Source organism: Ruegeria sp. CI8, from assembly GCF_056536865.1.
The window spans coordinates 181563-201428 of record NZ_JBQFQL010000001.1; the positions used below are offsets into that span (position 1 = coordinate 181563).

22 protein-coding genes and 1 riboswitch are annotated in these 19866 nt (G+C 60.5%); of the genes, 9 read left to right on the forward strand and 13 right to left on the reverse strand.

The window, feature by feature from the left end; all coding sequences use genetic code 11:
* Nucleotides 1-8 precede the first annotated feature (8 nt).
* The 7 genes from ACR0DA_RS00830 to ACR0DA_RS00860 form a co-directional block, all read right to left on the reverse strand.
* Nucleotides 9-1103 carry a Zn-dependent alcohol dehydrogenase gene (locus ACR0DA_RS00830; RefSeq protein WP_480752626.1) on the reverse strand — a complete coding sequence of 365 codons (1095 nt, stop codon included), beginning with the start codon at nt 1101-1103 and terminating at the stop codon, nt 9-11.
* A gap of 80 nt (nt 1104-1183) precedes the next feature.
* Nucleotides 1184-2383 (reverse strand): TCR/Tet family MFS transporter, encoded by a 1200-nt coding sequence (locus tag ACR0DA_RS00835; RefSeq protein WP_480752628.1) that lies wholly within the window; start codon nt 2381-2383, stop codon nt 1184-1186.
* A gap of 124 nt (nt 2384-2507) precedes the next feature.
* Complete coding sequence (locus ACR0DA_RS00840; RefSeq protein WP_480752630.1) at nt 2508-3221, reverse strand: alpha/beta fold hydrolase; 714 nt, start codon at nt 3219-3221, stop codon at nt 2508-2510.
* Nucleotides 3222-3232: 11 nt separating this feature from the next.
* A complete protein-coding gene (gene pcaD / locus ACR0DA_RS00845; protein ID WP_480753895.1) occupies nt 3233-4021 on the reverse strand; it encodes a 3-oxoadipate enol-lactonase in 789 nt (262 codons plus the stop codon).
* Nucleotides 4022-4094: 73 nt separating this feature from the next.
* Nucleotides 4095-5069, reverse strand: coding sequence for a threonine ammonia-lyase (locus ACR0DA_RS00850; protein ID WP_480752631.1), 975 nt, complete (start codon nt 5067-5069; stop codon nt 4095-4097).
* Nucleotides 5066-5893 (reverse strand): alpha/beta fold hydrolase, encoded by an 828-nt coding sequence (locus ACR0DA_RS00855; RefSeq protein ID WP_480752633.1) that lies wholly within the window; start codon nt 5891-5893, stop codon nt 5066-5068. Before ACR0DA_RS00855 ends, ACR0DA_RS00850 begins: the two co-directional genes overlap by 4 nt.
* Nucleotides 5893-6579 carry a haloacid dehalogenase type II gene (locus ACR0DA_RS00860; RefSeq protein ID WP_480752635.1) on the reverse strand — a complete coding sequence of 229 codons (687 nt, stop codon included), beginning with the start codon at nt 6577-6579 and terminating at the stop codon, nt 5893-5895. Before ACR0DA_RS00860 ends, ACR0DA_RS00855 begins: the two co-directional genes overlap by 1 nt.
* Nucleotides 6580-6706: 127 nt before the next feature.
* Here ACR0DA_RS00860 and ACR0DA_RS00865 point away from each other — a divergent pair, with 127 nt between their 5' ends.
* Nucleotides 6707-7135 (forward strand): FKBP-type peptidyl-prolyl cis-trans isomerase, encoded by a 429-nt coding sequence (locus ACR0DA_RS00865; protein WP_170339858.1) that lies wholly within the window; start codon nt 6707-6709, stop codon nt 7133-7135.
* A gap of 11 nt (nt 7136-7146) precedes the next feature.
* Here the strand turns inward: ACR0DA_RS00865 and ACR0DA_RS00870 are convergent, their stop codons facing one another.
* From ACR0DA_RS00870 to fabA, 4 genes are read right to left on the reverse strand one after another with little or no spacing between them, the layout of a single operon-like run.
* Nucleotides 7147-7329 (reverse strand): hypothetical protein, encoded by a 183-nt coding sequence (locus ACR0DA_RS00870; protein WP_170357073.1) that lies wholly within the window; start codon nt 7327-7329, stop codon nt 7147-7149.
* A 58-nt stretch (nt 7330-7387) separates the two neighbouring features.
* Nucleotides 7388-8179, reverse strand: coding sequence for an enoyl-ACP reductase FabI (locus ACR0DA_RS00875; RefSeq protein WP_093965010.1), 792 nt, complete (start codon nt 8177-8179; stop codon nt 7388-7390).
* Nucleotides 8180-8184: 5 nt separating this feature from the next.
* A complete protein-coding gene (fabB, locus tag ACR0DA_RS00880) occupies nt 8185-9414 on the reverse strand; it encodes a beta-ketoacyl-ACP synthase I (RefSeq protein ID WP_480752637.1) in 1230 nt (409 codons plus the stop codon).
* Nucleotides 9415-9462: 48 nt separating this feature from the next.
* Nucleotides 9463-9972 carry a bifunctional 3-hydroxydecanoyl-ACP dehydratase/trans-2-decenoyl-ACP isomerase gene (gene fabA, locus ACR0DA_RS00885; RefSeq protein ID WP_093964585.1) on the reverse strand — a complete coding sequence of 170 codons (510 nt, stop codon included), beginning with the start codon at nt 9970-9972 and terminating at the stop codon, nt 9463-9465.
* Between the two features lie 188 nt (nt 9973-10160).
* On the opposite strand from fabA, the gene irrA reads away from it, so the two are divergent.
* Complete coding sequence (gene irrA / locus ACR0DA_RS00890; protein WP_170524872.1) at nt 10161-10580, forward strand: iron response transcriptional regulator IrrA; 420 nt, start codon at nt 10161-10163, stop codon at nt 10578-10580.
* On the opposite strand, the gene ACR0DA_RS00895 is transcribed toward irrA, so the two are convergent.
* Nucleotides 10581-11477 (reverse strand): LysR family transcriptional regulator, encoded by an 897-nt coding sequence (locus ACR0DA_RS00895; RefSeq protein WP_170524876.1) that lies wholly within the window; start codon nt 11475-11477, stop codon nt 10581-10583.
* A gap of 86 nt (nt 11478-11563) precedes the next feature.
* On the opposite strand from ACR0DA_RS00895, the gene ACR0DA_RS00900 reads away from it, so the two are divergent.
* Complete coding sequence (locus ACR0DA_RS00900; RefSeq protein ID WP_170524879.1) at nt 11564-12361, forward strand: phytanoyl-CoA dioxygenase family protein; 798 nt, start codon at nt 11564-11566, stop codon at nt 12359-12361.
* 15 nt (nt 12362-12376) lie between these two features.
* Here ACR0DA_RS00900 and ACR0DA_RS00905 read toward each other — a convergent pair whose 3' ends face one another.
* A complete protein-coding gene (locus ACR0DA_RS00905) occupies nt 12377-13240 on the reverse strand; it encodes a glycosyltransferase family 2 protein (protein ID WP_170524882.1) in 864 nt (287 codons plus the stop codon).
* 122 nt (nt 13241-13362) lie between these two features.
* Between ACR0DA_RS00905 and miaB the strand changes: the two genes are divergently transcribed.
* The 6 genes from miaB (at nt 13363) to lnt (ending at nt 19775) form a co-directional block, all read left to right on the forward strand.
* Nucleotides 13363-14682, forward strand: a complete 1320-nt coding sequence (gene miaB / locus ACR0DA_RS00910) for a tRNA (N6-isopentenyl adenosine(37)-C2)-methylthiotransferase MiaB (RefSeq protein ID WP_170339872.1) — start codon at nt 13363-13365, stop codon at nt 14680-14682.
* Between the two features lie 183 nt (nt 14683-14865).
* Nucleotides 14866-15630: an outer membrane beta-barrel protein gene (locus ACR0DA_RS00915; protein ID WP_170340437.1), complete on the forward strand. Its 765-nt coding sequence runs from the start codon at nt 14866-14868 to the stop codon at nt 15628-15630.
* A gap of 164 nt (nt 15631-15794) precedes the next feature.
* A complete protein-coding gene (locus tag ACR0DA_RS00920; RefSeq protein WP_093964591.1) occupies nt 15795-16817 on the forward strand; it encodes a PhoH family protein in 1023 nt (340 codons plus the stop codon).
* 40 nt (nt 16818-16857) lie between these two features.
* The gene (gene ybeY, locus ACR0DA_RS00925; RefSeq protein ID WP_480752640.1) at nt 16858-17352 is read left to right on the forward strand and encodes an rRNA maturation RNase YbeY; all 495 of its coding nucleotides are present in this window, start codon (nt 16858-16860) and stop codon (nt 17350-17352) included.
* Nucleotides 17353-17388: 36 nt separating this feature from the next.
* Nucleotides 17389-18273 carry a hemolysin family protein gene (locus tag ACR0DA_RS00930; protein WP_480752642.1) on the forward strand — a complete coding sequence of 295 codons (885 nt, stop codon included), beginning with the start codon at nt 17389-17391 and terminating at the stop codon, nt 18271-18273.
* Entirely contained in the window at nt 18270-19775 is a 1506-nt protein-coding gene (gene lnt / locus ACR0DA_RS00935; protein ID WP_480752644.1) for an apolipoprotein N-acyltransferase, read from the forward strand. The genes ACR0DA_RS00930 and lnt overlap by 4 nt, the downstream gene beginning before the upstream one ends.
* Nucleotides 19776-19817: 42 nt before the next feature.
* A riboswitch (SAM-SAH riboswitch) is annotated at nt 19818-19866 on the forward strand.

Below are 19866 nucleotides of genomic sequence, written 5' to 3' on the forward strand. Positions count from 1 at the left end.
CGGGGCCGTCAGCCCCGGTCGAATACGATCACGTTGCGCTTGGCCGAACCGGTCTTGGTGTCCTCGATGGCCTCGTTGATCTGTTCCAGCGTCCAGCGACCCGAGATCAGCTCGTCCAGCTTCAGACGTCCCTGTTCATACAGATCGATCATCCACGGAATATCGCGCTGGATCACCACGTCGCCCATCTTCGACCCGACCATGCCCTGACCCAAAGCCGCCAGAATGACCGGCTCATAGCTGGATTGCGCGCCGGAATGCGGCATACCGATCATCACCGCCTTGCCACCGCGACCCAGATAGCGGGGCGCCTGATCATAGGCGGGGATCGCACCGACAGTGATCAGAACGGCATCGGCCCCGCGACCGCCAAGGGCCTTGTAGGCTGCTCTCCACGGTTCTTTCAGCGTGGCCAGAACCCCATGCGTGGCGCCGAATTCCTTGGCGATTTCCAGCTTTTCCTCGGTCATGTCGACGGCCACGATCCTCCGGGCCCCTGCCAGCCGCGCGCCCTGGATGGCGTTCAGGCCCACACCGCCCGCGCCGATGACCACGACATCCTGACCCGGGCGCAACTGCGCGGCGTTGACCGCCGCCCCCACGCCGGTGATCACCCCGCAGGACAGCAGGCTGGCCACGTCCTTGGGCATCGCGTCGGGTATCTTGACGATCTGGCGGTGGCTGACCACGACCTTTTCGGCAAAGGCGCCACAGGCCATCGCCTGTTCCAGCGGCCCGCCATCCGCAGTGCGCAGCGGGCCATTGACGGTGTCATAGGGTGTTTCGCAGATCACCGGCTTGCCGCTGGCGCAGGACGGGCAGGACCCGCAGGCGCGGATCAGGGTCACCACGACCGCATCGCCAACCTTGAATCCTCCGCTGGCTTCTCCGACGGCCGAGATCACACCGGCGGCCTCGTGCCCGTAGACGGCGGGCAGAAACCCGCCCCAAGCGCCGCTGGCATAGGTGATGTCAGAATGGCAGATCGCCACCGCATCCAACGTGACTTCGACCTCGCCCATGCCGGGCGGCGCGATCTGGATGTCTTCGATGACAAGCGGTTCGTTGAAGGCGCGGCATACGGCGGCTTTGATGGTCTGCATGGATCCCTCGTTTGGTTTGGGCCACGGTGACGCGGGAATCTGCGGTCCGCAAGGCTGAAACCGTCATTCCCGTGTCGTTGTTACGTTTCGCTGGGATGTGCGCGCAGAAACAGGACGAATCCGGCCAGCATCAGCAGCAATGCCAACAGGAAGGGGGCCCCTGGAAGGTAGAATGCTGCATCAACGCGCGCGAATTGGGCGAAAACGGTGGTCATCACCAACGGGGAGATCACCATCGACAGCGCGTGGAGCGCGGCCAGAACCCCCTGAAGCTCTCCCTGTTGCGAATCCGGGGTTGCGCGTGACATCTGTGCCTGAAGGGCCGGCGTCACGACGGCGCCCAGTGCGGTGATCGGAATCAGCATCAACGCAATCGTGCCGTTTGTGAGAAAACCCAGGGCCAGAAAGCTGACGATCTCGAAGATCATGCCCCAAACAATCGTGGTCCGCTCTCCCAAGTGGCGGGTGGCGGGGCGGATCAACCCGCCCTGAACCGCCGCCATGCCCAATCCGTAGACCGCGAGTGACAACCCGATCATCTGCGGTGACCAACCGAAACGCTCGGTCGTGAAGTATGACCAGATGGCGGGATAGACGTAGATCGACACCGAGTACAAAAAGTATACCCACAGCAACGGTCGGATGCCGGGCAGGGCGGCGATGGCACGCAATGCGCTATCAGGACGCGCGCGGTGCCAGCGGAATCCGCGGCGGTTTTTGTCCGTTACCGTCTCAGGCATGACCGCGACGCCCAGCAGGAAGTTCGCAAATGACAATCCGGCAGCCGCCCAGAATGGGGCGCGGGTTCCGTATTCGCTCAGCAATCCTCCCATCAAAGGGCCGAGGACAAAACCTACACCAAAAGCTGCTCCGATGAGACCGAAATTGGCGGCCTTTTCATGAGGTTTCGAAACGTCCGCCATAAAGGCCGCTGCGGTAGAGTGGGTGGCCGCGGTGATGCCACCCACGATGCGGCCGATCAGCAGCAGCCAGATGCTGCCGGCCAAGGCCATGACCACGTAGTCCAAGCTCATGACAAACAGGGAAACCAGCAGGACCGCGCGGCGTCCGTAAGCATCCGACAGGTTGCCCAGCACCGGACCGAACAGGAATTGCATCGCAGCAAAGGCAGTGCTGAGGATCCCACCCCAGATGGCTGCCGATGCCAGAGAGCCGCCCTGAACCTCGACGATCAGCTGAGGCATGATCGGCATGACCAGTCCGATGCCCATGGCATCGATCATGACAGTGCCGAGAACGAACAGAAAAGGAAGACGCATGAAACCGCACGAATGACTTATTTTGCAGGACCTTAGTCGCCCGCCTGTCGTGTTGTAACCCGGTCTTTTGTGATCGAGGCGAAATTCTCGACTGACGGCACGTCAGCCTTGGCCGGGCCGGATCTCAGACGCGGGTGGCGATTTCGTTCAGGTGTCGAGCCAGATCCGCGGGATGCGAGAAGAATGGAGAATGGGAACTGTCGATCGTCAGGCGCAATTCGGGCGGCGCGCAATGGCTCATCTCTTCCTGGTACTCAGTTGGAATCGTCCGGTCATCCATGGTGCGGACATAGGCCTTGGGAATTCCGTCAAAACGCTCGCTCAGGTCCAACGGCGTGTCCTGCGGGCGGATGGCCTGCGGGCACAGGCGGGCCAGGGCATAGGTGACAACGTCGGCCGGACAGTCGTGATAGAAGAGAGATTGCACCCGATCCGGCAACACGCTGTAGGACAGTCCGTCTGCCGATTTCTCGACCGCATCGCCAATCAGCTGTCTTGGTGCACGCCGGCGCATTTCTATCATCGACAGCCCGGAGACCGGCACGTAGGCGCAGACATAGATCAGGGCTCGCATCCGATCTGAGGCGAATTCGGCGGCCGCACTGATCGGGTAGCCGCCCCAGGAATGGCCGACAAGAATCGTTTGCGGGGTCGTGGCATTCAACACCGCATCTCGACATGTCTCGAGCGTGACCTCGGATACTGGGGTCGGGTCCGATCCATGACTGGGCAGGTCGATCGCCCCGACCGAATGCCCCAGATTCTCAAGTTCCGGTATCAGATCGCGCCAGCACCATGCGCCGTGGCAAGACCCGTGAACAAGAAGAAATTCCGCCACCGTGACCTCCTTCAGATATGTCCGGTTTCTCGCAGAAAAGCGTTCAGCAGCTCGGCGTAGACCTCGGGCCGCTCGACGCAGGGCAGGTGCCCGGCCTTGCGGATCAGCTCGAACCGGGAGCCGGGGATCAGGTCGACGGTTTCGCGCACCAGATCGGGAGGGGTCGAGCCATCTTCCGAGCCCGCAATTCCCAGCGTCGGCAGTCTGAGCCCGCTGGTTGGCGTATAGAAATCCGTGCCCGAGATGGCGGAGCAGCAGCCCAGATACCCCTGCACCGGTTGGCGTACCATCATATTGCGCCATAGCTCGACATCGGGGGTTTCCCGAAATGCTTTCGAAAACCAGCGCTCCATGGTTGCGTCGGCCAGCGCCTCGATCCCACCTGCACGAACGGCGGCCATCCGATCGGCCCACATGGCGGGCGTCCCGATTTTGGCGGCCGTGTTGGACAGGACCATCGCCCGGATCTGATCCATCCGCTTGACGGCCAGCCCCTTCGCGATCATTCCGCCGATCGACAGGCCGACGAAGACGCAATCCCGCACCTCGAGAAAGTCCAGGAGCCGCTCGGCATCGCGCACCAGACTTCCCATCGAATAGGGACCATCCGGTTGCGAAGACAGGCCGTGCCCCCGTTTGTCATAGCGGATGATGCGCAGACCTTTGGGAAGCAGAGGTAGCACGGGGTCCCACAAGCGCATGTCGGTGCCCAACGAATTGGCAAAAACCAAAGGTGGACCATCCGGGTCACCGTCCAGGCGATAGTGAATCTGAACATCTCCGAAATCAGCGATGTGCATCTGGTCAGCCTTTTCTGCTGCGATCATTCCGACAGTTTACGCCGCGATTTATTGCATCTGTCCTAACCCGTTGTCAGGTAAGGAATTCCAACGCGCGGGCAAAGACCTGCGGATCGACATTCCCGCCCGATGCCACGACGATAACGGCGTCGCCCTGGATCTCGTTCTTGCGGAACAACGCCGACGCCAACGAGACTGCCCCGCCCGGTTCCAGAACGACCTTGAGGCGCAGGAACGCCAAGGCCATGGCGCGGAGAGCCTCGTCTTCCGATACCGCCAATCCCGGTCCGCAGAGGCGACGGAGGATCGGAAAGGTAATATCACCGGGCCGCGGTGTCAGGATCGCGTCGCAGATATTGCCTGCGGCTGCGTTGTTGGTCTGAACGGACCCCGAGGCCAGGGATCTTTTGACATCGTCGAATCCTTCGGGTTCGCAGGGGCGCGCCCTGAGACCCGGCGCATGTTTTTCCAGGGCAAGTGCCACGCCTGAGGTCAGTCCACCGCCACCACAGCATACCAGAACATCGGCGTCGGTCACACCGAGATCGCGCGCCTGCCGCGCCACCTCGAGGCCGACGGTGCCCTGACCGGCGATCACCTGCGGTTCGTCATACGGGCGGATCAACGTAAGACCGCGCTCCCGGGACAACGCCTCGCCGATCTCTTCGCGGCTTTCACTGGCGCGATTATATAGGATGACCTCGGCGCCCAACGCGCGAGTGTTTTTGATTTTCAGAGCCGGTGCGTCGGATGGCATGATGATGATGGATTGAACACCATGAAGTGTAGCGGCATGCGCCACGCCCTGCGCATGGTTGCCTGATGAATACGCGATCACCCCGCGTTTGCGAGCTTCGGAATCCAGGGCGGAAATCGCAGACCACGCGCCGCGAAACTTGAAGCTTCCAGTGTGTTGAAGGCACTCGGGCTTGACCAGAACGCGCCGCCCGGCAAGTTCGTCCAGAAACGGCGATGTGAGGATCGGGGTTTCGCGCGCGTGCCCTTGCAGGCGCACGGCAGCGGCTTCGATCAGGTCAATTGTGCTCATATCAAATCCAGTACTTTCCGAATGACGGTAATGGACTGCGGTTCGTCCAGAAATGGAACATGGCCCCGGTCGGGCACTTCAGCCGAAATCAGCCCCGCGTGACGCCGGTGCATCTCTGCAAGGGTCTCGGCGCTCAGCAAGTCCGAGTTCGCTCCACGGATCACTCCGGTGGGAAGCGGGTTCAGGGCTTCGAACAATGGCCACAAATCAGCGCGCGGGCCCGCTGCAATCTGTTCTTTCAACGCGGTTCTCAATGCGGGGTCATAGCGCAACCGTAGGCCGGTGCCGGTTTCTTCGTATTGGAATGCGGCCTGCTTTCTCCAGGTTTCAATCGATACACCCGGAAACTGCGGGTCCATTGCCTGTTTCAGCGCAAACGCGGCCTGTTCCAGCGTTGTTGCGGCAGGAGCCTTGCCGACATAATCCATAATGCGCCCGATGGCCGATGGTTCGATTACGGGGCCCACATCATTCAGAATGACGGCACTCAGACGTTCGGGGCGAATTGCGGCGAGGGTCATGGCAATTAACCCGCCACGCGAGGTGCCAAGGATGCTGACCCGATCTAGCTTGAGGTGATCCAGCAACTCGATCACGTCCTGTGCCTCGCGCGGAACGGAATAGTTGCGATAATCCGGATCAAAATCCGAGTCGCCGCGCCCCCGATAGTCCATCGTAATGACACGCAGTCCGTTGGCGTGCGGCGCGAAGTAGGAAAAATCCCGGCTGTTTCTGGTCAGGCCGGCAAGGCACAGCAGTGGCTTGCCGCTGCCTGTTTCTTCGTAGGTCAGGCGCAGACCGTCAGACGTCGTGAATTGCGGCATCAAACGCCCGCCAGTTCCGGAATCGAGGTCAGGTCGGACAGGACATGCGCCGGGGTCCACGGCAATCGGTCCATTGGTTCGCCGGCGCGGTTGACCCAGGCTGTAACGAACCCGTACCCGCTGGCTCCGGCGGCGTCCCAACCATTCGAGCTGACGAACAGAACGTTCGATCGTTCGCACCCGAAACGGTCGCACACAAGATCATAGACCCGTGCATGCGGTTTGAAGACGCCGACGCTTTCGACTGACAGAATGTCGTCCAATACGCCGGCGATACCCGCAGATCTGACCGCGCCTTCCAGCATGGGCGGCGATCCGTTGGACAGGATCGCGGTCTGCATCCCGCCATCCTTGAGCGCCTTCAGCATGGCGGGAACCTCGGGATAGGCCTGCAGTTCCCAATACAGGTCAAGCAGTCTCTGCCGCAGCGCAGGATCCCCCTGCAGGCCTGTCGCCTCGAGCGCCCAGTCCAGGCCATCCTGCGTCACGTCCCAGAAATCGGCATGTGCGTCGGCCACTGCACGCAGCCACGTGTATTGCAGCTGTTTCAGCCGCCAGTGGTTGGCCAGTTCAGGCCACTTGTCACGCAGCGCATCCTGGCCCGGTTCGGCGGCCGCCTGACGCGCGGCTGCGGCCACGTCGAAAAGGGTTCCGTACGCATCGAAAACGCAGGTTGTGATCGCCATCTGCCTCTCCCCATCTTCCGGGGCAGGTTGGCACAGGCCATGCGCGGGTTAAAGCGTAAAAGGGTTTACATTGGCGGGTCAGTCTCTAGGTTTGACCGCTCATTCTAAACTCAGGTCGGAGACAGTTATGACCGCAATCAAACAAGGCGACACGGTTCGCATTCACTACACTGGAACTTTGCGGGACGGCAACGTTTTCGACAGCTCGGAAGGACGCGATCCGCTGGAGTTCGCCGTGGGGTCCGGCCAGATCATTCCCGGTCTGGACGCCGCTCTGCCGGGCATGGAAATCGGCGAGAAGAAACGGGTCGAAGTGGATTGTCAGGACGCTTATGGGCCGATCAACCCCGCGATGCGCCAAGACGTCCCGCGCGAAGGCATCCCGGACGACATTCCGCTGGACCCCGGCACCCAACTGCAGATGCAGACCCCCGATGGTCAGGCGCTGCCTGTGACGGTGGTGGACGCCAACGAAGAAACCGTGACCCTGGACGCAAACCATCCGCTGGCGGGCCAGGATCTGATCTTCGACATCGAGGTCGTTTCGATCAACTGATCAGGGCGCGTTCAGCCGCCCAACAATGACCCAACCGCCTCACGAAGCTGCGGTTGGGTATAGAAGATCCACAATACCAACAATGTCGTCAGGGTCAGCAGTAGCGTTCGCGCGCGGCTGCTGAGCACTCCGGTCTTGCGACGAGAGTGAGATGCACGCGAATTGGTCGCGATTATCCGGTCTAGTTTGCTCATGTGATATCCCTGCCGCGGAAGTTTGGTAAAATCTTGGCAACGACAGGGAAAGATCGCGTCACATGAAGTCGGGCTGTGGCATTCCCAGGATGTGGAAACCGCCGTCTACGCGAATGATTTCACCGGTGGTGCAGGCCCCCGCGTCCGACGCAAGGTAAACGGCCGTGCCGCCAACCGCTTCGAGCGTGGCGTTCGATCGCAGCGGGGCGTTCTGGTCGCAGAACTTGTAGGTCTTGCGAGCCCCCCCGATGGCCGCGCCGGCCAGGGTTTTCATAGGTCCGGGCGAGATGGCGTTGACCCGGATCCCGTCGGGGCCCAGATCATTTGCAAGATAGCGCGTCGCCGATTCCAGGGCAGCCTTTGCAACACCCATAACATTGTAGTTCGGCACGACCTTGTTCGAACCCTGATAGGTCAGGGTGAGCAGCGTCCCGCCGTTTTCCTTCATCATCGGATAGGCGCGACGGGCCACTTCGATGAATGAATAGGCCGAGACATCCAGTGAGTGTTTGAAATTCGCCCGCGTGGTGTTCAGGAACCGCCCGGTCAGCTCGGTCTTGTCCGAGTAGGCGATGGCGTGGACGAGGAAATCAATCGTTGGCCAACGGGCGGCCAGTTCGTCGAAGGCCCGGTCCAGCGATGCGTCATCGGTCACGTCCGCATCGACCATGAAGTCGCTGCCCAGGCTCTGTGCAAGCGGTTCCAGCCGTTTTCCGAAAGCCTCGCCCTGGTAGGTGAATGCCAGTTCAGCGCCCGCCTCGTGCATGGCCTTGGCAATGCCCCAGGCGATCGACCGATCATTGGCGACGCCCATGATCAGCCCGCGCTTACCCTTCATAGAATCCGACATCATAATCACCCGTTATACTTGGACAGAATCATGGAACCGTTGGTGCCACCAAAGCCGAAGCTGTTGGTCATGACACTGTCCAAACCTGCGTTTTCAACAACCTCAGTTGCAATTTCGCCGGGCTGGATGCCTTCGGCCAGCGTGTCGACATTGATCGACGGCGCAATGAAATCATGCTGCAGCATCAAGAGGCAGAAAATCGCCTCGAGCGCGCCGGCAGCACCCTGAGCGTGGCCGGTCATCGACTTGGTCGAGGAGATCGGCGGCACATTGCCCTCGCCGAAAATCCGGCGGACGGCTTCGACTTCGCCCACATCCCCGACCGGTGTCGAGGTCCCGTGCGCGTTGATGTAGCCGACCTTGCGGCCTTCGGGCAGGGTGGACAAGGCCAGGCGCATCGCGCGCTCTCCACCTTCTCCCGAGGGCGCGACCATGTCGTGCCCGTCCGAGGTTGCGGCATAGCCCGTCACCTCGGCATAGATCCTCGCGCCGCGGGCCAGAGCATGTTCCAGCTCTTCCAGAACGACGATGCCGCCTCCGCCCGAGATCACGAACCCGTCGCGGTTCTGATCGAACGCGCGCGAGGCTTTTTCGGGCGTGTCGTTGTATTTCGACGACATCGCGCCCATCGCATCGAACAGGCAGGACAAGGTCCAGTCCAGTTCTTCACCGCCGCCAGCGAACATCACGTCCTGTTTGCCCAGCATGATCTGCTCAGCCGCGTTTCCGATGCAATGCAACGACGTCGAACAGGCCGAGGTGATCGAGTAGTTGATGCCCTTGATCTTGAACGCAGTCGCCAGGTTGGCCGAGATCGTCGAGCACATGCATTTCGGAACGGCAAACGGTCCGATGCGCTTGGTTGCGCCGGTTTTCAGAACAGTCTGGTGCGCGGTCAGCATGGCGCTGGTGGACGGTCCACCGGACCCGGCAACAAGACCGGTACGCGGATTGACGACCTGATCTTCGCTCAGCCCCGCGTCAGCGATTGCCTGGCTCATCGCGATATGGGCATACGCGGCGCCTGGTCCCATGAACCGCAAAGTGCGCTTGTCGACCTGTTCCGACACATCGATCTTGAGCGTCCCTGCAACCTGGCTGCGGAAGCCGTGCTCGACCATCTGCTCGCTGGCCTCGATGCCGGACTTACCCGCCTTGAGCGAGGCCAGAACCTCTTGGGCATTGTTCCCGATGGAAGAGACAACCCCCAAACCGGTGACGACGACGCGACGCATTTGCGTTCTCCTGTGTTCCATTCCCTGTTGACTGTCAGTCAGCTGGGGTCAGCTTTCCGACAATGCAACCTTCATGTCCTTGACCTGATAGATGACTTCGCCATCCGCTTCGACCCGGCCATCCGCCACACCCATAGTCAGGCGGCGGGTCTGGACTGCCTTGGTGAAGTCCACGTAATAGGTCAGCATCTTGCGGTCGGGGCGCACCATGCCTGTCAATTTTACTTCGCCCACACCCAGCGCATAGCCGCGACCCTGCCAGCCACGCCAGCCGAGATTGAAACCGGTCAATTGCCACAGTCCGTCAAGACCCAGACAACCCGGCATGATCGGGTTTCCGGGAAAGTGGCAATCGAAGAACCAAAGGTCCGGTGTGATGTCGAATTCGGCCACGACATGCCCCTTGCCGTGCGCGCCGCCATCGCCTGAAATGTCGGTGATGCGGTCCATCATCAGCATCGGGGGAGCCGGAAGCTGAGCATTTCCGGGGCCGAAGAGTTCGCCGCGGGCGCATTTCAGCAGGTCGTCCTTGTCAAAGCTGCTTGGGAATTGGGCCATTCTGCCGCGTCTCCTGCCAGGGGTCTGTTTATTCAATCTGGCCTCGTCTATCACCCGTTTGCAAGGTCCTGCAAGACCACCCGAACACATCCGGTCCGCCAGAGCCGTTGGTTGCGAATGAATTTCATTTGAAATTGGTGGTGGTCGGCACTTATATATTGGGGCAGGGGAAATTGGGTAATGGTTTCATGACAGCTCAAAGCCGGGACATCGCTACGAACTGGTTGGTTGACGCCGGGCTGCGCCCGACGCGCCAGCGTGTTGCCTTGGCCGAATTGCTGGTGGGCGATGGCCGCCACCGACATGTTACCGCCGAAAGCCTGTTCGAGTCGGCCAAGAACAAGGGCGACGCGGTTTCCCTTGCTACGGTCTACAATACCCTGCGTGCCTTCTGCGATGCCGGCGTTCTGCAGGAAATCACCGTGGACGGCTCAAAAAGCTATTTCGACACCAACACCCATGACCACCCGCATTTCTTCTGGGAGGACGAGGGCCGCCTGAGCGATGCGCCGTCCGAGCAACTGGTTATCCAGCGTCTGCCCGAAGCGCCGGCCGGGGTCGAGATCACGTCGGTGGACGTTGTCATCCGGCTGCGCAAAAAGCGCTGATCACAGTTTCCCAAGCGACCTAACCAGAGCCTGTTCAGCAGCAGAGATTGTCGTGTCCGCAGGGCCGGTGCCGTGACGAACCAGAATCACGGCCTCGGTGGCATCGGGGTCGCTGATCGGCAGGCTCAGCAGCCGCATCCGATCATAGCTGAGGCCGTTTTGCGGGCTGGCATAGCTGATGCCCACCCCTTCACCATGGGCCGCAAGACTGCGTTGGATCTCGAGCGATTCCGCGCGGTAGGACACGCTGGGGTGCAGCCCATGACGCCGGAACAGGCCCAAGACATGCTGCGCTGACAGACCTTCTTTGGACAGGATGAGCGGGTATTGCTCAAGCTCGGCAAGTGAAACGCTGCCTTGCCCGGCCAAAGGGTGCGCGGGACTGACCAGCGCGTTTGGCGTACTGTCCAGCAGCTTGTGGCGTGAGAAACCGGCATCGAGGCCCAGATCATAGGTGAGCGCCAGATCGAAACGGCCGTCGGTCAATCCGCTGATCAAGCCTTCGAAAGTGTCTACCCCGTGGGTCAGAACGATATCGGGAAGGGTGTCCCTGATCGTTTGCATTGCCCGCGCCAGCAGGAACGGTGCAAGATCTACAAAACAACCCAACTTCAAACGGCTTGTTCCGGCAACCAGGGCTTTCGCCTCTTCGATCCGGGCAGCGCTCGTCAGCAAGGCTTCGGCCTTGTCGATGAACTTGCGCCCCTGAGGCGTCAGCGACATTGCCGCGCCGCGTCGGCGCGAGAACAGCGGATGGCCCAGGTGTTCTTCGACCCGGGTCAGCGCGTTTGAAAGCGCAGGTTGCGAAACGTTCAGGTGCTGTGCCGCGGCGGACAGGCTTCCGTGTCGCCCAATGGCGCAAACATATTCGTATTGGCGCAAGGTGATATATAACATGGAGTTAATGCTTATTTTGAAAGATATGATTTGAACAGGGGTGCCGGACATGTGCAAATCGGCCTCAGCAAATGACGGAGACCGAAATGCCACACCCTCTTGTTTCACCGGAGATGATCGAAACCTATCGCAATGACGGGGTTGTTCTGGTCAAGGGCCTGTTCGCCGATCACGTCGATGCCTTGCGAGAAGGGGTGGCTCGCAACATGGCTGATCCCGGGCCATATGCGTCGGAAAACAAGAAAGTAGGCGAAACCGGCCGTTTCTTTGACGACTACTGCAACTGGTCTCGCATCCCCGAGTTTCGGCAGGTCATTCAAGCCTCTCCGGTTGCCGAGGTCGCTGCTGACCTGATGGAGTCCCGTTCGGTCCAGATTTTCCATGACCACGTTCTGGTAAAGGAGCCCGGCACCTCGATGGCCACGCCGTGGCATCAGGATGGGCCCTATTACTTTGTGGAAGGGCGTCAGACGATAAGCTTCTGGTCGCCGCTCGACCCGGTGACGCAGGCGACTCTGCGTTGCGTGGCGGGGTCTCACCTGTGGGAAAAGGAAGTGTTGCCGACGCGCTGGGTTTCGGAGGAGGGTTTCTTTCCTGACGAGGGCCAGTACATCGCGGTACCAGACCCCGAGGCCGAAGGGATGCGGATCGTTGAGTTCGACATGGAACCCGGCGATGCGGTCGCCTTCAACTTTCGAACCCTGCACGGTGCCCGAGGAAACCAGTCGAACAGCCGGCGCCGCGCCTTCTCGCTGCGGCTGGTCGGGGATGACGCCCGGTTTGTCGAGCGTCCGGGCCGGACGTCGCCGCCGTTTCCGGGGCATGACATGCGGGCTGGACAACGATTGCGCGAGGACTGGTTCCCGGTTCTGTTCAATCGCTGAGCCGTTCCGGCCCGCTCAGAACCACTGGCCGGGCTCCATCAGGCCAAGGTCCAGCAACTGGTGCGAGTTCCATTGGAAAGGAACCGAGGAGGGGCAGCGGAAACTGGGAATATCAAAGGTCGATCCCGCGTTGCTTTTCAGTGCTTTGGCGGCGCGGAAGGAACAGATGGCGGCGGTCAGATTGTGATGCCAGGGACAGGCATAGGTGTTGTACTCGGGCTCGTTAAAGGTGTGATCGGGTTGTAGGGTCAGACCCTTGCAGCTTTTGAACAGCGCGATCCGGTCGATCCGGCGCCGTTCATACGGGATGTGATCCTCGAACCGCCAACGCAGGCCACCGGACATGTCCAACTGACGCTCTAGCGGTTGTCCCGATCGGTCGTGCCGGGAATGCGCATAATATCCAGTGCTGTCCAGCATCGCATGATCCGGGGCCACACCGTTGGGATAGGCGGACAGGTCGTCGGCGTAGATGTCGATCACGTGGCAGAGCATCGCGTCGCGCCGCTCCTCGGCGTGAAAGGCCAGCATCTCTCCGACCGTGCGCGTTTCGCAGAACGGAAAGAACAGGTATTCCGAGTTGTAGCAGTAGAACAGCCAGATGTTCGGCGCCGTCTGAATGACGCGGTTTATGGTGTCGAACACCACGTTTCTGGGCGAGCAGCGCATCGTGACCCGGTGCACCCGGTCCAGGATTTCAGGCAGGATCGAAAACTGAGCCGGTGCAAATACGATCACGGATTTGAACCCCAAGTCCAAGTGATGGCGCAATGTCCCATCAAGCTCGACATCGTCTTCGGCAAAAACCAATGCGACCGGCCCCTTGGTTAACGCTGCCCGGCCCGATTTCAGAAAGTGATCGAGGGATTCGTATTTCATTGCCCGCGTGTAGCCTGCCTTGCTGGAAATATCCGTCAAATTCGGGTAATTGCGCCAGCATTGCAAGCGGCGTTCGATGGGTATAGACGACGCCGGTCCAGCGAACGCAAAAGGCCCAGCCCATGTCCGAACCGAAAAAGCTGTATATCAAGACCTATGGCTGTCAGATGAACGTCTATGACAGCGAACGCATGTCCGAGGCGTTGGGCGGGCAGGGCTATGTGGAAACGCAGTCGCCCGAAGATGCGGACATGATCCTGTTGAACACCTGCCACATCCGCGAAAAGGCGGCCGAGAAGGTGTATTCCGAACTGGGCCGCTTCAAGGGGTTGAAGGCCGAAAAGCCCGATCTGAAGATCGGCGTGGCGGGTTGTGTGGCGCAGGCCGAGGGCGAAGAGATCATGCGCCGGCAGCCGCTGGTCGATCTGGTCGTCGGCCCGCAAAGCTACCACCGCCTGCCCGAGCTGGAAGCCAAGGCGCGTGCGGGCGAAAAGGCGCTGGATACCGATTTCCCCGAAGAGGACAAGTTCGAGAAGCTCAAGAACCGTCCCAAGGCCAAACGCGGCCCGACGGCGTTTCTGACCGTGCAGGAAGGTTGTGACAAGTTCTGCGCCTTCTGCGTCGTGCCCTATACCCGCGGGGCCGAGGTCAGCCGCCCTGCCGATCGCATCCTGCGCGAGGCGCAGGACCTGGTCGAGCGCGGCGTACGCGAGATCACGCTGCTGGGCCAGAACGTCAACGCCTATCACGGGGCTGGCCCCGATGGCGACATGACTTTGGCCGGGCTGATCTGGGAATTGAACAAGATCGACGGGCTGGAGCGCATCCGGTTCACAACCTCGCATCCCAACGACATGACCGACGACCTGATCGAGGCGCACGGCACCTGCGAAAAGCTCATGCCCTATCTGCACCTGCCGGTGCAGTCCGGCTCGGACAAGATCCTCAAGCGGATGAACCGTAGTCACACCGCCGAAAGCTATCTGCGTCTGATCGAGCGGATCCGCGAGGCGCGCCCCGATATCCTGATGTCGGGCGATTTCATCGTGGGCTTCCCAGAAGAGACCGAAGAGGATTTCCAGGCCACGTTGGATCTGGTCGAGCAGGTCCGCTATGGCTATGCGTATTCCTTCAAGTATTCGACACGGCCGGGCACGCCTGCGGCCGAGCGTCCGCAGGTCGATCCACAGGAAGCTGACGACCGTCTGCAACGCTTGCAGGCTCTGATCACCCGGCACCAGCGCGAGATCCAGGATGCGATGGTTGGTCGGACTGTCCGGGTTCTGTTTGAGAAACCCGGGCGTCTGGCCGGACAGATGGTTGGCAAGTCCGAGTATCTGCATGCCGTCCACGTTTCCGGAGCCGATCTTTCGGCGGGAGATCTTCGCAACGTCCGGATCACGGCCTCGGGCGCCAATTCACTGGCCGGCGAGGTGCTGTGACAGGGCCGCGGTTCACCGCTCACGCAACACTCGTGGCGTTTGTTTCCAAAATTTACCCTTGATTTATCGCTTGGAACTATGGTCGGAGAATAGCCAGAATTCTCGGGGCCGTGTTTCAGGTGGCCTTCGGGCTTTACATCGGCGGGGCTTCGGGTCGCCCGGGCACCGCAATGGAGGGTACGAGTGACACGTCAGGCAGGTATTCGACAAACAGGGGTGGGCCGTGTTCTGGCCGGCCTATTGCTGGCCGCCAGCGCAGGTATTCCCACTCATGCGGGGGATTTGGACGGCGCCGTTTCCGATCCGGTCGTGTTGGGGCCGGAGCGCTATTCCAAAGACGTCAGCGCCTTCTATCTGGGGTTCAGCGCCGGGTATGGATCAGGCGGAACAGACCAGTTCGGGCTCGCTACTAATGCGGGCACCTTTCCCATCGGCAAACTTGACCTGAGCGGTGCCTACGGCGGGATACGGGGCGGTTGGCGCGGTGTTCTTCCTGCGCGTGGCGGGCGCGATTACGTCTACGGGTTCGAGATCGGGTACGATTTCGCTTCGCTGGATGACAGTGTCACCACGCAGATAGGCACCACGACCGTTCAGGGCGGTTCCGAGATATCGGATGTGCTGTCGCTGCGGTTCAAAAACGGGCTGACCAACCCCAGCGGTTCGGTTCTGTATTTCGTTACCGTCGGGTTCGTTCAGGGTGAAATCGAAACGACCAACAGCTTGTCCAGCGGCGGCACCACTCAGTCTTTCGCAAGCGATGACCGACGCAACGGATTCGTTGCCAGCATCGGGGCCGAGCATCAGTTGAACGACAATTGGTCCGTCACCGGCGAATTCGAATATGTGCAGTTCCAGTCGAAGGTCGTCGATTTTGGCTCGGGCTTTTCGACCAAGTCCACGCCCAGCTACCAGGGGATTCGCGTCGGGTTGAACTACAAGTTCTGATCCCGCCAGCGGATTCCGGCCTGAGATTTCACCACGCCAGGCCATGAATTCCTTTCCGCCTGACCGATTTGCGATCAGTTGCTCAGATTTTTGAATCTGTGGCTTGCGCCGACCGACTCTTGTTGTCTACGCTTGGGGTGACAACGCCAAGACAGGAGAACGGATTGGCCATCGGTGCCCTTACCCCACCGCAAGATGAAATGCCCGCGAACGAGGCGTTTGTTGAATTCCCTGACAACCGACTGTTGATTGATCTTTGCGGCGAATACGACCGCAACCTGGCCGAGATCGAGCGGAAGCTTTCCGTTCAGATCGTGCGCCGCGGCAACCAACTTGTCGTCATGGGCGAAGACGAGCTTCAGAAGCAGGCGATCGAGGTTTTGCAGGCCCTTTACACCCGTCTGGAAGGCGGGCGCGACGTCGAAGCTGCCGACGTTGATCGCGAATTGCGGATGGGCAATTCCGAAGCCGGAACCGGCTCGCGTGATGGCGACCAGCTTGAAATGTTCAAGGGTGGAACTGTCGAAATCAAGACCCGAAAAAAGCTGGTTGAACCCCGTACTGACGCGCAAAAGGCTTATGTGCAGTCGCTGTTCAACAACGAACTCGCCTTTGGCATCGGCCCGGCGGGAACGGGCAAGACCTACCTTGCCGTGGCCGTGGGTGTGTCGATGTTCATCGGCGGGCATGTGGATCGAATCATCCTCAGCCGCCCAGCCGTCGAAGCTGGCGAAAAGCTAGGTTATCTGCCCGGCGACATGAAGGACAAGGTCGATCCGTATATGCAGCCGCTATACGACGCGTTGAATGACTTTCTGCCTGGCAAGCAACTGGCCAAGCTGATCGAGGAAAAGCGGATCGAAATCGCCCCGCTGGCGTTTATGCGCGGGCGGACACTGGCCAATGCCTTCGTTGTATTGGACGAGGCCCAGAACGCCACGACGATGCAGATGAAGATGTTCCTGACGCGCTTGGGTGAGGGCAGCCGGATGGTGATCACCGGCGACCGGTCGCAGGTGGATCTGCCGCGTGGCGTGGCTTCGGGGCTTGCGGATGCCGAGCGGTTGCTGAAGACGATCCCGAATATCAGCTTCAACTACTTCACATCCAAGGACGTGGTGCGCCATCCGCTTGTCGCGGCGATCATCGAGGCGTATGAGGCCGACTCGGGCCGGGAAACGGGTTGAACCGTCGGACCTGGGCAAATCGGCCTCGGAGCGTCACGAGATGAACTTGGAGATTACGATCGAAGACCCGCGTTGGCAGGGTCTTGAGCCATTGGCGCGCAAGGCCGTGGCCGCGACGCTGGCGCATTGCGGCGTGGATGCCGATTTGTGCGAAGTCAGCGTGCTGGGCTGCGACGACAACCGGATTGCCGAGTTGAATGCTGATTTTCGTGAAAAGCTTGCGCCGACGAATGTGCTGAGCTGGCCAGCTGAGGAACTTGCGGCGGATCAGCCCGGCGGCACACCGTTCGTGCCCCAGCCGGATTTCACGGGCGACATCGCGCTTGGTGACATCGCGATCTCGTATGACACTTGCTGGCGCGAGGCTCAGGAGGCCGGGAAACCCATGGATGACCACGTGACCCATTTGCTGGTTCACGGAGTGTTGCATTTGCTGGGGTATGATCACATTCGTGACCTTGACGCCACTTTGATGGAACGTGCCGAGGTCGAGATACTTGGCAAAATGGGTATTGATGACCCATATAATGGGTAATGTGGGCCTTGGTGCCCGATCTATTGGAACAGGAAAATGGGCGATATTGACGGCAGTTCTGGAGCGGCGCAGAGCGCGCACTCGCAGAGCAGCGATGAAACCAAAGAGAAAAGCGGGCTTTTCTCTCGTATTCTTGATGCTTTTTCTTCCGCCGAGGATGACGCCGAAGTCGTCGTGAACGGGAATGAGGCTGTGGCCCCTCAGCCACGCGGCATGATCAATCTGCGGCGCATGCGCGTCGAGGATGTGGCAATTCCTTCCGCCGATATCGTGTCAGTGCCTTCGACCATCACCAAGGAGGAACTGGCCCAGGTCTTCCGGGATAGCGGTCTGTCGCGAGTACCGGTCTATGAGGGTACGCTGGACACGCCGCTGGGCTTTGTCCACCTCAAGGATTTTGCGCTGACGCATGGGTTCAACGGTGGGTCGGCGGAATTCGATCTGATCTCGATGCTCCGCCCGCTGCTGTTCGTCCCACCCTCAATGCCGATCGGTGTTTTGCTGACCAAGATGCAGACCGAGCGCCGCCACATGGCGTTGGTGATCGATGAATATGGCGGCGTCGACGGGCTTGTCACGATCGAAGATCTGATCGAACAGGTCGTCGGAGAAATCGCCGATGAGCATGACGCCGACGAAAATCAGCTGTGGGTGCAAGAAAAGCCCGGGTGCTATATCGTTCAGGCCAAGGCCCCACTTGAAGAATTCGAGGCCGAAATCGGCCGGTCGCTGACCAGCCACGAGGACGTGGACGAGGAAGAGATCGAGACCTTGGGCGGGCTGGTCTTCATGCTGTCGGGTCGGGTTCCAGCTCGCGGTGAGGTGGTTTTGCACCCCGAAGGCCCCGAATTTGAGATTATCGACGCGGATCCTCGGCGCATCAAGCGCCTGCGGGTGATGCTGCCGGATATGGCTGCATGAATCCTGCCTTGCGGTGGCCGCATTGGCTGCACGTGGTACTGGCCGCGATGTTCGGAGCGTTGGCGGCCTTTGGCTTGTCGCCGTATGGCTATTGGACAATCACCTGCATTGCGCTTGCATCCGTCGCGCCGTTGTTTCTGGCCAGTTCCACGCGCGCTCGCGCGGCGTGGGTGGGCTGGGCTTTCGCAACCGGTTACTTCGCCAATGCCCTGAGCTGGATCATCGAGCCCTTTCAGATCGACGCTGAGCGTTATGCTTGGATGGCCCCTTTTGCGCTGGTGTTCATGGCTGCTGGCTTGGCCCTGTTCTGGGCGTTTGCTTTCTGGTTCGCGCGCGGAACCCGAGAGGTGGGGCCGCGGCAGGCCATCGTTCTGGCCCTGATCCTGTCGCTGGTTGAAATGGCGCGCGGCTACATTCTGACCGGGTTTCCCTGGGCTGGAATGGCACAGATTTGGGTGGATGCCCCGGCCGGACAACTCTTGGCATGGGTTGGTCCATATGGCCTTGGGGCCGGGACCTTTTTGCTTGCCCTGCCGTTGGGCGCTGCCGTCGCCGGTCCTCGCAACGGCAAGGCGATTCTTTGGCCCGTAGTGGCAGTTGTCATCTTTGCCGGTTTGGCGCTGGTTCAAGCCAGCAACCGCCCGAGGGTTGCAGAGACCGGTCACATCGTTCGTATGGTCCAGCCCAACGCGCCGCAAGAGCAGAAATGGGACCCTTCTTTTGCCCCGCTGTTTTTTGCTCGACAGATTGAATTCACTGCCGCCGATCCGCGTCCGGACCTGATCGTATGGCCCGAGACGTCGGTTCCGGCGTGGCTGGGCAGTGCGGGTCCCTATCTGGAAGCGATTGCCGAGGCCGCTCAGGGAACGCCCGTCATCCTCGGTATCCAACGCGGAGACGGGCCGCGCATCTACAACTCGATGATCTACCTCGACGAGCAAGGGCGTCAGACCGGCCTGTACGACAAGCATCATCTGGTGCCCTTCGGCGAGTATGTTCCCCTTGGCGATCTGATGGACAGGTTCGGAATACACGGTATGGCCGCGACCACGGGAAGTGGCTTCAGCGCCGGGCCCGGAGCGGCGATGCTGAACGCCGGCAAGCTGGGTCTGGCTCTGCCGCTGATCTGCTACGAGGCGATCTTTCCGCAGGATGTCTCGGCGGCGCCGCAGCGCCCGGATTTCCTTCTGCAGATAACCAATGATGCCTGGTTCGGAACCCGTACAGGACCATTCCAGCATTTGGCGCAGGCAAGGATGCGGGCCATCGAACAGGGTCTGCCGCTGGCGCGGTCGGCAAATACCGGTGTTTCGGCGATGGTCGATCCCTATGGCAACGTAATCGCCTCCCTGCCTTTGGGACAGGCGGGTTTCGTGGATGCTCATCTTCCGGCGCCATTGCCTCCGACACTGTATGCGCGAACCGGCGACGGGCCGACGCTTGGGCTATTGTTGGTGCTTCTGCTGCTGTTTGGGCGCAACGTTCGGTTTGGCAGGGCATAATTACCGATTGACCCCCTGTTTCTTCGGGCGTATCCCGTCGAATGCCTGTCACAACGGCTTCCTGGCGTGACGGGGAAATCTTAATGGAGCG